At 55.8% G+C, this 12,561-nt stretch carries 12 protein-coding genes; 7 read left to right on the forward strand and 5 right to left on the reverse strand.

The genetic code is table 11. From position 1 onward, the window contains the following. The first annotated feature begins 236 nt into the window (after positions 1 to 236). The 3 genes from VAE55_RS05020 (at position 237) to VAE55_RS05030 (ending at position 2,019) form a co-directional block, all read left to right on the forward strand. Positions 237 to 620, forward strand: a complete 384-nt coding sequence (locus VAE55_RS05020; protein ID WP_322814709.1) for a hypothetical protein — start codon at positions 237 to 239, stop codon at positions 618 to 620. 150 nt (positions 621 to 770) lie between these two features. After that, complete coding sequence (locus VAE55_RS05025) at positions 771 to 1,151, forward strand: 2Fe-2S iron-sulfur cluster-binding protein (protein ID WP_322814710.1); 381 nt, start codon at positions 771 to 773, stop codon at positions 1,149 to 1,151. A 316-nt stretch (positions 1,152 to 1,467) separates the two neighbouring features. Then, positions 1,468 to 2,019, forward strand: coding sequence for a cytochrome c (locus VAE55_RS05030; RefSeq protein ID WP_322814711.1), 552 nt, complete (start codon positions 1,468 to 1,470; stop codon positions 2,017 to 2,019). 72 nt (positions 2,020 to 2,091) lie between these two features. Here VAE55_RS05030 and VAE55_RS05035 read toward each other — a convergent pair whose 3' ends face one another. Next, the gene (locus VAE55_RS05035; RefSeq protein WP_322814712.1) at positions 2,092 to 2,337 is read right to left on the reverse strand and encodes a hypothetical protein; all 246 of its coding nucleotides are present in this window, start codon (positions 2,335 to 2,337) and stop codon (positions 2,092 to 2,094) included. 1,698 nt (positions 2,338 to 4,035) lie between these two features. Between VAE55_RS05035 and VAE55_RS05040 the strand changes: the two genes are divergently transcribed. From VAE55_RS05040 to VAE55_RS05050, 3 genes are all read left to right on the forward strand, one after another. Next, complete coding sequence (locus VAE55_RS05040; protein WP_322814713.1) at positions 4,036 to 4,425, forward strand: cytochrome c; 390 nt, start codon at positions 4,036 to 4,038, stop codon at positions 4,423 to 4,425. Between the two features lie 73 nt (positions 4,426 to 4,498). Then, positions 4,499 to 4,954 carry a hypothetical protein gene (locus VAE55_RS05045; protein WP_322814714.1) on the forward strand — a complete coding sequence of 152 codons (456 nt, stop codon included), beginning with the start codon at positions 4,499 to 4,501 and terminating at the stop codon, positions 4,952 to 4,954. Positions 4,955 to 5,360: 406 nt separating this feature from the next. Next, the gene (locus VAE55_RS05050) at positions 5,361 to 6,785 is read left to right on the forward strand and encodes a glutamine synthetase family protein (protein ID WP_322814715.1); all 1,425 of its coding nucleotides are present in this window, start codon (positions 5,361 to 5,363) and stop codon (positions 6,783 to 6,785) included. Between the two features lie 61 nt (positions 6,786 to 6,846). Here VAE55_RS05050 and VAE55_RS05055 read toward each other — a convergent pair whose 3' ends face one another. After that, positions 6,847 to 7,752, reverse strand: coding sequence for a UbiA family prenyltransferase (locus tag VAE55_RS05055; protein ID WP_322814716.1), 906 nt, complete (start codon positions 7,750 to 7,752; stop codon positions 6,847 to 6,849). 926 nt (positions 7,753 to 8,678) lie between these two features. Here VAE55_RS05055 and VAE55_RS05060 point away from each other — a divergent pair. After that, the gene (locus tag VAE55_RS05060; protein WP_322814717.1) at positions 8,679 to 9,713 is read left to right on the forward strand and encodes an STAS domain-containing protein; all 1,035 of its coding nucleotides are present in this window, start codon (positions 8,679 to 8,681) and stop codon (positions 9,711 to 9,713) included. Positions 9,714 to 10,025: 312 nt separating this feature from the next. On the opposite strand, the gene VAE55_RS05065 is transcribed toward VAE55_RS05060, so the two are convergent. The 3 genes from VAE55_RS05065 to VAE55_RS05075 all read right to left on the reverse strand — a co-directional run bounded on the left by VAE55_RS05065 (position 10,026) and on the right by VAE55_RS05075 (position 12,201). Beyond that, positions 10,026 to 10,700, reverse strand: a complete 675-nt coding sequence (locus VAE55_RS05065; protein ID WP_322814718.1) for a hypothetical protein — start codon at positions 10,698 to 10,700, stop codon at positions 10,026 to 10,028. Between the two features lie 169 nt (positions 10,701 to 10,869). Further along, positions 10,870 to 11,115, reverse strand: a complete 246-nt coding sequence (locus tag VAE55_RS05070; RefSeq protein ID WP_322814719.1) for a hypothetical protein — start codon at positions 11,113 to 11,115, stop codon at positions 10,870 to 10,872. Between the two features lie 21 nt (positions 11,116 to 11,136). Beyond that, positions 11,137 to 12,201, reverse strand: coding sequence for an NADH:flavin oxidoreductase/NADH oxidase (locus VAE55_RS05075; protein ID WP_322814720.1), 1,065 nt, complete (start codon positions 12,199 to 12,201; stop codon positions 11,137 to 11,139). Between the last annotated feature and the right edge of the window lie 360 nt (positions 12,202 to 12,561).

The raw sequence follows: 12,561 nt of genomic DNA on the forward strand, positions 1-12,561 counted from the left end.
AAACCCATACCGCACCGGGAACCATTCTTTACCGCAAACCATTACACGCACCGTTGTTTACTAACCCATCAACGCCGGATCAATCTGGGCCCATAGTGTCAGCGTCTCGGCCAACTCTGCCTGCTTCTCCGGTATCACTCCCTCTACCTCTCCGTGCATCGTCTACTCCTGCCTCACCGAGTGTACTGCCAGGTGTATCGACTCCTGCGCCTGCCCGTGCTGAAGACTTACTGTACGTGGCACGCACGACTGCTGATCGAGGGAACTGGCAACAGGCGCAGACGCAGATTGAAGCCCTAATCAAAGCTCATCCGCTATTTGCGCCCGCATACCATTTACAGGGTCAAATCGCCGAGTATCTTGGTCACCTCGAAGCCGCATTAGCTGCATACCGTCAGAGTGTGTATCTCGATCCACGCTTGATTATCGGGTACATTGGTATGGCTCATGTGTATACACAGCTTCAGCAACCTGAAGCTGCACGCCGTACTCTACGCAGTGCGCAAACACTGCTTGACACCCTCGCCGATTCTCAGGTCGTGGATGACGCTACCGGTAGTACTGCGGCTGAACTGCGCAATTATGTACGCCTGTTAATGGAGAAAGTTGATCTTCGCTAGTATCGAGGCCAGGACGACTGTTCCTACGACAGCAGCGTGGCAGCACGACCAGATCAGCGGCGAACGTCGCCGGTGTTGACACCGTGTTCGTCTCATGGTAGTTTGAAAGTATAATACTATCGCAATTGACACATTGTTGAGGGAGGATGTATGCCCAGGATCACGATTGGTGATCGTTCGGTTGATGTAGCAGCCGGTACCCGGCTGGTGCTGGCGATTGAGCAGGCCGGGATCGCGATTGGTCACCGTTGTGGCGGTTATGCCCGCTGCACAACGTGCCGGGTGGCGTTTGTCGAAGGTGAGCCTGAAGAGATGACGGCGGCTGAATACGCTAAACTGAGTGAACGAGGACTACTTGGACAGTACCGGCTTTCGTGCCAGATTGTTTGTACCCACGACATGGTGATTGCCGACGTACCGATGACTCTCGAAAGTCAAGGCTGGACAGATACTGGTCCTGCGCCTGAGCCAACGGTGACCCCTGATCCGACAACATTGCCACGAGCAACCCTTGCTGCTCAGTCTTCTTAATACAGGTGTTGGTTACTGAAGCAGTTCTCGCCATCACATTGTTGTGTACTCGCTTCACAATCTGGTGATCGGTGGGGGAAATGTACTGAAGGCGCACAGTTGTGCGCTTTTTCCTTTCATAAGAGCTATGTGTATCCTCCCTGAAGACCTGTTTAGTCCACGAAATTGATGCTTTTAGATCTTCACCTTTTCAAGATCATTCCTCTATACTGGTCATACCTGAAATATATCCAAATACCCTGGTGAGATCCAGAAATAGCGTTGAAACCCTCGATACGGGAAGAGTCAGACTATCTAGTTACTGGAGGTAACACCAATGAAACGCTTACTTTATGGGGTTTATGCTCTAACACTGTTCGCCCTCCTCGCTGCATGTGGGAGCGCCAACCAGACATCCTCACCTAATCCGACTCTGGTATCTGAACCAATAGCTTCATCCCAACAGACAACATCATCTGATCAGACTTCATCGACTCATCCAAGCGGTTCTTCAGATAATGCGGCTGCTTCATTGGGGCAAACAGAAGTGCCTCTCCCTCCGGCTCTCGCCGACAATTCCCTCTCGGCCAAAGGTGATGCCAACCGAGGCAAGACAATTTTTGCTTCTTCATGCGCAGGTTGTCATTCAACGACCACCAATACGATGCTTGGGCCAGGATTGGCCGGATTGTTTAGTGTTGAAGGACCAAAATTACCGGATGGGGTTGACTACAAGGGATTGCTACCCAATGGGAAAGAGCGCAGCGAGGCAAACGTTGCCGAGTGGATTCGGAAGGGAGGATCAGGCAGTATTGGGTATATGCCGCCAATGCCGCTTACCGATGAACAAATTGTCGATCTGATGGCATATTTGCGCACGTTGGAGTAGTGAGAAAGGTAGAGCGAGGAGTGAGAACATATCTTCTCACTCCTCGCCGCTTGCTTCTTAATGGTTCTCTCGCTAAGTTTTCTGGTTTTCTTGGACAACGTGCAGCCACCCAGCCTGACCACCTGCGCTTGTGGCCGTTTCTTCCAGCGCGAAGGATACCGATGAGGTCCCGTAATCGAGTGCCGCCTGCAGGGCGGCGGCCAGTTCATCCAGGGCCTCGAAACGCTTGCCTTTGAGCGCCAACGCGCGTAACTGCTGCCACCACAGCTCAATCAAGGTCAGCCAACAGGCGTACTGTGGGATACACTGAACCTGCATCTCTGGTCACGTGGCCAACGCGCGTTGAGGCTGACGGTGCGTCTGAATACTCAGGTTGTCCGCTATCACTACCCATCGCTCGGCAGGGAATTCGCGGATGTCCTTCTCCAGCAATTCGATGTGGGCAGCGCTGTCGCGGCTGGGAATCAGAACGCCTATCGCCTGCCCGGCTGCTGGCGCGGAGGCTGCGTGCCCCCACACCTGGCCCCGCCGACCATCGTCCGGTTCGCTGATCGCCCGGTTCGGCCCTCCGTTCCCCTCCTCCCCAGGGGAGGTCGGACACTAAGCGGCCCCATCGCATCCCCCCCCATCACGCGCACACCCGGAGGTGCGGTCCCATAGGCCTGAATGATGGCCCCCTTTTTTCCCCAACCTCCGGATCGCGCCGCTCTGCCTCGTGGAACCAATGCTGCTGGCGCTTCCCCGTGACCCCTTCCTCATCCATCCAGGTCCAGTTGGTTGCGTCCGACAACTGGAGGCTGTGCCGTTGCTCAAAGGCCTTCTGGAGTCGTTCTAGCATCCACCCTGCAAAGGGATCGCCCACCGACCGTGGCGTCGGTAACGCCAGGCTGATCCAACGCCCTCCGCACCTCCGGCGGGTGGTCGACCTCCGCCCACAGCGTGGGCGGTCATCGATCCCCTTCAGGCCCGCCGCGTTGAAATGCTCGCCTCCCATCGGACCCATCCCCGCGCTCTTGTAGCTGGCCCTCACCCCTGCCTCACCTACGGGCAACTCCGGCTCTTCTAGCATCGCTGCGATGACCGTCGCCCGCTGCACCAGCCTGGCTGGCTCGTTCCGAGATGCCGCCAGGTGCCGGATGGCAGCCGCTTCTGCATCCGTGACCGTTCGGACGAGGATCCGTTTGGACATCCTTCCCCTCCTGACGCTATCAAGACAATTATGCTTGATTCACTTGGCAAGGAAACCACTTAGCTCCAGGGACGTATATTCGCACCGAGCCTTTGTCTTGACCAAATTATCACTCCTCTCAACCTCACATCATCATAACGCCAAGAGTCTGCATTCCTACCTTTACCCACTCTGCACACCTACACCTCGTGCTATGCGCAAAACTATCGAAGTTATAGTTAAAAGAGATCTACTTAAAGTGCTTGACAAACAATCCACCGTATAGCATTATATGGTTGTGAAAAATAGCACAATTAGAGATTGCTGTTACCGACAATTATGGGAATGCGCCTCCTCGTGATTCTGGTCGTGATTGAGCTAGGACTACTTAGCCCTTTGAGCTGCATTTTGCACTGTCTCATCCAAGACTGGGTGCATAACCATAACCATGACTCTGTTAACTTCTTCCTCTGCGATGCACCATCGCTCGCTCCCATTGATCACAAACAATCTGCATCTCCTCGTACAACAGTACAGCCCCGTGCTGTCTACGATTCGTTGTCACCAATACCTATAATCGGTATTGTTGTTATCGTATTCATCCTGTTCCTCCATCTGCGACATCAAACTTTCACACTTGGTATTTCGTGCTCCCCACCCACACCCCCTCCTCGTTTATTACCTCTACGACTCCAGGGCGCCTGAACGTCCAAAACCCCGTCGGTATGTCTTGTGCTCTGATGCACACAGCCGCTAAGCAATTTTAGAAGTAAACGAAGGAGCGGAAGCAATGAAACGCTTAAGTACATGGATGTTTGTTCTGTTTCTGCTTGCACTGATTTCCGGTTATGGCGGCAACAATCAAGCTGCTTCATCCTCTTCATCCACCCACCGCAAGCAACGAACTGCCGGCAGCGCTTCTTGACACATCAATCTCGGCCAAAGGCAACGCGCAACGCGGACAAGAAATCTTTGGTCAGTGCCAAGCTTGCCATGCCGCGACGAAAGATATGCTCGTCGGTCCAGGACTAGCCGGCCTGTTCAGTGCGAATGGCCCGGCCTTGCCGAAGGGGGTAAACTATAACGGTTTGTTGCCTAACGGGAAAGAGCGCAGCGAAGCCAACGTCGCCGAATGGGTCCTCACCGGTGGTAGCGGCAAGATTGGATACATGCCACCGCAGGAGCTCACCGACCAGCAAATGGCAGATTTAATGGCTTACTTACGTACACTTAACTAGAGGAAGGATCAGCATCCGGCGGCGATCCTTAGGATCGTCGCCGGTTTCGTTTCATCCAGCAAAAGGAAAGGTTATGCTACGCTTATTCCTTATCGGATTCGTGAGTATCGCGATCCTTAATTGCTGCACACCGATAACATCAGAGCGTTGGACAGATAGTATCGCACATCTCAGCAGACCATTTCGCCAACCGACGGCACCAATCCATGAGCTGCTCCGTAGTATCGAACGTAATGACCAATCGGCGCTCCGGACGGTCACCCACCAGACTCGTCAAGCAGCGGCACTTCCTCTATTGATCAATGCCTGGCAACAAGTTCATCAACCACCGATGATTATTCTTGGGCCATACCGCCTCTCCGATTGGCCGTTACCTGGAACTCGGCTAACTATTCCTCTCCAGCTTGCCTGCCATCATGGAAAAGAACGGTTTGAGATAACTGTCATCTTGACGATACGTGGCTGGCAAGTGACCGAGATTCGGCACTCTTCTCATGACGTTCCCGAAGCCTCGGCATTCAAGAAATGAAATACTATGGTCTACCCTAGCAACAAGCCGCTATGGCGGACAACGTTAGGATGTTCTGGGTAGGCTAAAAACCTACTTCTAGCGGTATGCAGGGGTAGGCAGAACACTACAAGCTACAGCACGGGCAAACCTGTGGTTAGCGAGCTGTTTTGTCTCGTCGTAAACAGTCGTGTCGAAGGTATATGCTCCTAGGATGGTGACAACATCGATGATGCCAGATGTATGTGACGCCTAGGAGCGCAGAACGAACTGGATCGCTGTATTCTAAGCAATTGTCCGCAGCAACACTCAACGGCCCACTCCGCTTGCATCACACCTCTGCCCAAAATTGCAAGCCACCATCATGGTTCAGAGTATAATGTACTCTAACAACGTCACCGTTGCCTAGAGAAAAGGAAAAACTCCCATGACCGAGCTACGCGACTTTCTCGAAATCCCCTACGAGCAACTGGAAGAGCTGAATCTGAGCGTCAAGCGGCAGCGTCTGGCCCGCGTTTCGCCTGATGTGATGCGCGAAGAGCGGATGCGCTATTTGAGCGACGAGCGGCGGATTAAGGCGGTGACCGTCTGTTTTACCGACCTCGAAGGCCGGCTGCATATGCTCGATTACGACAAGAAGTTTCTGCTCTCATCCGCCGATAATCTGACCTTTGACGGTTCGTCGGTGCGCGGCTTTTCGGTGCAGGCCGAGTCGGATTTGCGCCTGGCGATTGACTGGTCGGCTTTTTACTGGTTGCCGGCAGATATTTTTGGCCCTGGTAAGGTGCTGGTCTTTGGGTTTGTGTTGAATCAGGACGGTAGCCCCTACGAGGCTGATATGCGGGGGCGGTTGCACCGGTATTTGCATGAGCTGTATCAGCGCGATGGGCTGACCTGCAATGTGGCTGCTGAGATTGAGGGCTTCCTGTTTAAAGGGCGCAATGCCGAGCAGCGCTTCCGCGAGACCGGTGAGTTTACGATGGTCAGTACCGGTGGTTATTACCACTCGTTGCCGGGCGATCCGCTGCGTCAGTTCATTGATATGGCTGCCGAAGCGCAGCGAGCGATGGGGTTTGAGAATGAGAAGGATCACCCCGAAGTGGCGCCGTCACAGTTTGAGATGAATTATAGCTATACTGAGGCTACTATCGCCGCTGACCAGATTCTGCTCTATAAGTTGATCTGTCGCCAGGTGGCAAGCAAACTGGATATGACAGCATGCTTCCTGCCGAAGCCGATTACCGGGGTGAACGGTAATGGGATGCACACCAATATCTCGTTGTCGCGCCACGGCGAGAATCTCTTTTACGATGCGAATGGTCCGGAGCGGCTTTCCGAGCTGGCCTGGAGCTTTATTGACCGTATTCTGAACAGTGGTCAGGAACTCTGTTTGATCCTGAATTCGAGTGTCAATGCCTATCGCCGGCTCGATCCACACTACGAGGCGCCAAACCAGATTAAGGCGTCACCCACCGACCGCGGTTCGATGATCCGTATTCCGATTGGTAATGCCCGCTCGGCCCGGATTGAAGTGCGCTCGATTGCACCCGATGCCAATCCCTATATGGCGATTTATGCGCTGCTGCGCACTGGTCTCGAAGGGCCGCTGCCGACGACCGATGTGCGCAACGGCACAGCGACGCTTCCCGATAACATCTACGACGCTATCACCAACTTCCGCCAGAGCACCTTCCTGGCCAGCATTCTCGGTGAAGAGGTACACAGCCGGTTCGCCGATCTGAAGACGACGGTCGCCGATCGTTGCCCGCGCAAGCTCGGTACGTTGATTAAGCGGGCCGAGGTGCAATTCCACCACGAAGTGACCAATCAGTATCTGTGGAGCCGGTTCTAAGCACCGGCCCAGCCCCGGATTGACCCCATCTGTTGAGGGAGCGCAATGGCGCGCGACCTCTTTACAATGCGACAATGGCCGCTGCCAGTACCAGACAATACCAGTAGGTGTAGAGCATGTACGAGACGTGATCGGCAGCGGGATTACGCAGTAACAATACCCGACCGGCAATCACTAGACACAGCCCGGCCAGCAGGCCGTCGAGCAACAACGTTCCGACGTTTAAGCCATTGGGTACGAACAGTGCAGCGTGGGTGAGTACGGCCAGCAAAGCAAAGGCAATGGCGATAAACACCCGACTCGACCATTCGCCGAACACGATTGGCAGTGTACGACGATGGTTCATCCGATCACCTTCCATATCGCGCAAGTCTTGCAATGATGCATGCGACAGCAGAGTAATGGCAGGTACCAGAAGCCAGCTCCACGCTTCTGGGGTCAATGGCCGTACCATCTGCCAGGCTGCGGCCAGTTGCGCAATCGCCCCAAATACCATCGAGAGGTTCTTAAACCAATAGTGGCGGGCCAATTGAGCGAAGTTGTGCAGGGTCAACGTCACCTGCCAGAGCAGTGTCCATTCCAGTACTCCCAACCACCAACCGACTGCGGCAAACAGCACCATAGCAACAATCCAGCGCACAAAAGCCCCACGCCGCGAGACCAGACCGCTCGGTAGTGGACGGTCTGGTTTGTTAAGCCGATCCTCTATTTCACCGGCCAACTGGTTGGAAATACAGAAGGTGGTACAGTAGAGCCAAAAGTAGATGGTGCCCCAGACAATCAGGCTAGGCAAGGCGGCCCAATCAGGGTTTTGGCTATGCCAAGCTGCCAGTACAAAGAGCATACCCGGCATCACGGTTGCCGAAATGTCGTACCGATTGAATTTCCAGTAAAGGGTGATTTCGGAGCGAAGGGCGTTGAACCAACGGGAAGGAGTAGCAGCAGGAATGCCTGTCAGAACGTGCATTGTTTGCTCCTGTGCGAGTGGCATGCAAAGACGACAGTACATCGTAAATTATATTTCCTGATGGATATTTTTTCAAGTAGCTTTGCCGGTAGTACTATTTTCATTTGATATATGCTATTCCTAAAACAGCATAGTTCGCTCTATCTGTCGCAAGCACCAACGCCGGTGCCGTGGTAAGCCGGTGGACTAGGCTACAGCTCGACAAGCCATCGCTACAACGAGAAGGTATCGTTATATCAAATCTTGACCAACCATTACTCAGGTTCTCAGAGTCATGCAGGAACACTGCCGTGTATGTCATTGACAAGCCGTCAGTGCGTTGTTGCTGGCGCAGGCATCTGACCGGTTCACCGCATCGACGATTAGGCACAGCGTCAGGGTGATAGGGGTAAGCGTGGTACACCGATACTACTGTCAGCAGGGGTGTGTATACCACCCCCATCCTTGCCCGCTGGAGGCGGGAACTACCAATCCCGGATGGCGCTCGCTGTCGTGCGCCGGTGCAGCCGGTGCAGGGGTACACAACACCGCGAGCAGCAGGGATGGTGGGCGGTACCAGGTAATGAGCGAGCGGATGCTCGCGCTCCCAGAGCATACCGGCGCGTACATACCTCGATGAAATACTCAAGGGATAAAGCGTGAGGGTGACGGGAGAGAGCGTGTAATGACTGTTATGGAATCAGATGTGATATTACGTTGAGAGGCCATCTCTCATCTCGGCAATATTCTGTGGCAGGCCTGATTGGAACGTCGACTGCTGGCGAAGGCGAAAAAGATGTCGCGAAAACCTGTGTCGGAATGGCTCCAAAAAGCTATATAATGTGATATTGCTTATCACAAGTAGGGAATAAATTGTACACCTTACAATTTCGTCATCGTCACGAGCGCATGGCTAAACATTTATTTATCTTGACTGGAGTCCGACAATGGGTACTTCGCAAACATTTCTCGAACACACGCACCGGCAGATTACCCGGTCTATTGCACTCGGTACGTTGATCATCTCGATCGCTGCGTTCGTGATCACTCTGCTGGCCTCTCTCTTTAGCCAGAGTGTGTTTACAGTTGTCATTCTGAATATTACGCTGATTACCGGGATTGGCTGTGCGATCACGTTGCTGGTGTTAGCCCGCCAGCAACCACTCTGGCAGGCAATTGTTATCTTCGCTCTCATGATCATTGCCTGTGAAGTGGCGGTTGCGATCTGGCTACCCGAATTACGGCTTGCAACTATCCCCTTTCTGGCAGTGGTCATTTTGCTAGCCGGGCTGCAAAGGCAGCGCAGCTTCTCACTTAACGCGACAGTTTTGTGCGTGGTGGTAGCAATTCCGTTAGTTGTTCTGAACCATTCAACCACCGACACCCGCATTGCGCCACATCTGCTCATGTTTCTGGAAACCAGCAGCATTGTCGCGCTGTTTGTTGCAATTTGGGCCTTTCTCGACTGGACCATGGCAGCCCAGATGCAGGCATTGCGGCTCATCGAACAGCGGGCCGATGAAGCCGATGCGGCTCGCCAGGCTACGGAGGTGGCGCGGCGGGAGATCGAGCAGCGGGCACTTGAGCAGCAACGGTTGCTTGAGTTGATCAATGTGCTGGAGTTGCCGGTGTTGACGATTGACAATAAGGTGCTGCTGGCGCCGCTGGTCGGTTATCTCGATAGTCGGCGTACCGAAGCGTTACGTAGGCAGTTGCTGGATATGGTCGTCAGCCATCGGGCCCATACAGTGATTATTGATGTGACCGGTATTTCGTTTATTGATACTGCCGTTGCGAAGGCGCTAATCGACACCGCAACGGCAATTCGGCTGCTCGGTGCACGCACGATTGTCAGTGGGATCGGTCCGTCGGTGGCGCAGACGCTGGTGCATCTGAATGTTGGGCTGGCAGAGATTGCTACGGCGCCGAATCCCGAAGCGGCCTTGCGTCTGGCGCACGCTGTTGCGGTGAATGGTGCGTAGGGGAAGGTTGTCGGTCTAGTTACCTCCCTCCTGTTTCCGCCTTCCTATTTCCGCGCTCTCACTTACCCTCCAGCTCTCGCTCCGCTCCCTCCGAGAAAGTGAGGAGGGGAGATGGACGTGCTCCAGGTGATTTCCGGTCACCTTGATCGCGTCCCCCCTCCCAACCTCCCCCCTCGGCGGAAGCGTGTTAGCGAGGACCCCCCCTCGGCGGAAGCGTGCTGGCGAGGACCCCCCCCTCGGCGGAAGCGTGCTGGCGAGGAACCCCCCGCGGCGGAAACGTGCTGGCGAGGACCCCCCCTCAGCGGAAGCGTGTTAGCGAGGAACCCCGCTGGGGATGGCATCAACCTCCATCATCAACCGGTCCAGGGTACCGAGATCGGGATCGAGCTGCTGATCGAACAGTGCCATCTCGATCTGCCCAGCCTGTTCGTGGCGGTTGCGTTTGCAGATACCGGCAGTGATCTGGTTGTTGTCGGTTGAGAGCGACTGAAAGGCGGTGTCGGGAATACCGACGCCTATCACGTTCAGATCGCTTACCCCCACCAGCGAGGCATCACATTTGATGCGGTGGTCAAGGAAGGTGAGCGATTGAGCAACATCGTGCGACTCGATCCACAGCACGACGCGGGCCAGCTCGACCGCCGGCGGATTTTTGTCAGCGCCGTAGAACAGAAGCGGATCGCTGGGGCGGTAGCTGCCGGACAGAAAGCCGTTGGCGAGGGGCGTCAGCGCCTGTTCGACGCCTGCGCGCAAATGCTCACCCACTTGCTCACCCTGTTCGAGCGTGGTACGATAGTATACTTCCAACCGGCACCGCAGCGCATCACTCTGATTGGGGTATTGCGGCATGAACGTATGAGGTGACCAGCGTGGACGGCTGTTTGGATCGATGGTGCCTGACGGTTGGTCAATCGCGACAAGATGGATGGGCGGGAATTCGGCAGTTGGGACAGCCCAGTGCGAGATCGAAAGCGAGAGATTGCTCAAATGATACGTAATCTCATTTCGCTACACATCATCGCCTAGCACGCTGAAGAACGAAATGTGTCACTGATTGCGGGTGATCTGGCCGGATGAAGCGCAACCACCGCGGCATCGAAATCCGCCCCAGCGTGCGCAGGGGAGTGGCCCCATTATGCAACGCCATACGCGCCGCCTACCAGAGCAGCCTGGTCGCCTGCGCATCCTGCACCTCAGCGGCGGTCGGCAGCGGAAACTGCGCCTCACTCACCCGTTCGGTCGGCAGATCGTAGGCCAGCACCTCGCTCAACACCCGCGAGATCGCCACCACCTCATCGCTCCGCCCGGTCAGTGGCCGCAGCAGGATGCGGTCATCATCGCTACCGGGCAAGAGCACCCAATCGCGTTCGCGACAACGAACAATCGAACCGGGCGTCGGCATGGATGAGCATCCTTGGACAGCTTACCAGGCGCGCAGGTATTGCGGTGGTGGGGCGAGATCGTGGCCCAGCGCACGGGCAGCGCGGAGCGGCCAGTGCGGATCGCGCAGCAGCTCACGTCCCAACAGCACCAGATCGGCATCACCGTTCCGCACAATCGCATCGGCGTGTTCCGGGCGGGTAATCATCCCCACTGCGGCAGTCGCGATCTGCGCTTCGCGGCGTATCTGTGCGGCAAACGGCACCTGATAACCTTCACCGACCGGGATGCTGATACCGGGGGCAATCCCACCGGAGCTACAGTCAATCAGGTCAACCCCGCGTTCGCGCAGCATCCGGGCCACCTCCACCGTATCGGCAATCGTCAACCCTTCCGGCGTCCAATCGCTACACGACAGCCGCACCGCGAGCGGCAACTGGGCTGGCCAGGCGGCACGCACAGCATCGGTCACTTCGAGCAGCAGGTGCGCCCGACCGCGCAAATCACCGCCATACGCATCGGTACGGTCATTGCCGAGCGGCGAAAGAAAATTGTGCAACAAATAGCCATGTGCAGCGTGAATCTCAACCCAGCGAAAACCGGCAGCCAATGCCCGCCTAGTGGCAGCGGCAAAATCGGCCACCACCTTCGCAATCCCCTGCGCATCGAGCGGCGTCGGTTGCGGATAACCGGGCGCAAACGGCTCAGCCGTCGGTCCCACCACCGACCAGCCACCGGCTTCCAGCGGCACTAGCTTACTGCCCTCCCAGGGCCTCCCCATACTCGCCTTTCGCCCGGCGTGCGCCAGTTGAATACCGGGCACTGCCCCTAAACTCTCGATCAGACGAACCAGCCTGGCCAGCGCCTCGATATGATCGTCGCTCCAGATACCGAGATCGAAGGGCGAAATGCGGCCTTCTGGCGAGACGGCGGTTGCCTCTAAGATCACCAGTCCGACACCGCCGGCAGCCCGGGCGCCCAAATGCATTACGTGCCAATCACTGGGAAAGCCATCGTGCGCACTGTACTGACACATCGGCGACATCCCAATCCGGTTACGCAGCGTCACTGCGCCAATCGTCAACGGTGTAAAGAGATGTGGTTGCATAGTCTCATCCTATACTGGCAGTTATCCTCTTGCCAGTATACCCGTATTCGGGGAGAGCAGGCAAATAGGAGAGAAGCCCCTCACCTCCCTCCAGCTCCCGTTCATCAGGGGAGTGGGGAGGAGGGAGTGGAGAGTGGGGAGGAGGGAGTGGGGAGTGGGGAGTGGAGAGTGGGGAGGAGGGAGTAGGGAGTGGGGAGGGGGGAGGGGCGTCCTCCGCAAGGGTTGCCGGGCACCGCAATCCCGGTACCCTCCTGACCCCCCGCTGGGACTATGCATTACCCATACCTGGTGTCAACCACGTGCGTATCAGCGGGGATGATCGCTATGGGTGCTGTTGTGAGCGACTGGTCCGTTGGCAGA

This window comes from Chloroflexus sp., assembly GCF_034432675.1.
In the GTDB taxonomy this organism is placed as follows: domain Bacteria; phylum Chloroflexota; class Chloroflexia; order Chloroflexales; family Chloroflexaceae; genus Chloroflexus.

Bases quoted from the DNA above. Each gene is read 5' to 3' on its own strand.
- VAE55_RS05025 (WP_322814710.1), top strand. From the start codon at position 771: ATGCCCAGGATCACGATTGGTGATCGTTCGGTTGATGTAGCAGCCGGT.
- VAE55_RS05030 (WP_322814711.1), top strand. From the start codon at position 1,468: ATGAAACGCTTACTTTATGGGGTTTATGCTCTAACACTGTTCGCCCTC.
- VAE55_RS05035 (WP_322814712.1), bottom strand. From the start codon at position 2,337: ATGCAGGTTCAGTGTATCCCACAGTACGCCTGTTGGCTGACCTTGATT.
- VAE55_RS05040 (WP_322814713.1), top strand. From the start codon at position 4,036: ATGGCGGCAACAATCAAGCTGCTTCATCCTCTTCATCCACCCACCGCA.
- VAE55_RS05045 (WP_322814714.1), top strand. From the start codon at position 4,499: ATGCTACGCTTATTCCTTATCGGATTCGTGAGTATCGCGATCCTTAAT.
- VAE55_RS05050 (WP_322814715.1), top strand. From the start codon at position 5,361: ATGACCGAGCTACGCGACTTTCTCGAAATCCCCTACGAGCAACTGGAA.
- VAE55_RS05055 (WP_322814716.1), bottom strand. From the start codon at position 7,752: ATGCACGTTCTGACAGGCATTCCTGCTGCTACTCCTTCCCGTTGGTTC.
- VAE55_RS05060 (WP_322814717.1), top strand. From the start codon at position 8,679: ATGGGTACTTCGCAAACATTTCTCGAACACACGCACCGGCAGATTACC.
- VAE55_RS05070 (WP_322814719.1), bottom strand. From the start codon at position 11,115: ATGCCGACGCCCGGTTCGATTGTTCGTTGTCGCGAACGCGATTGGGTG.
- VAE55_RS05075 (WP_322814720.1), bottom strand. From the start codon at position 12,201: ATGCAACCACATCTCTTTACACCGTTGACGATTGGCGCAGTGACGCTG.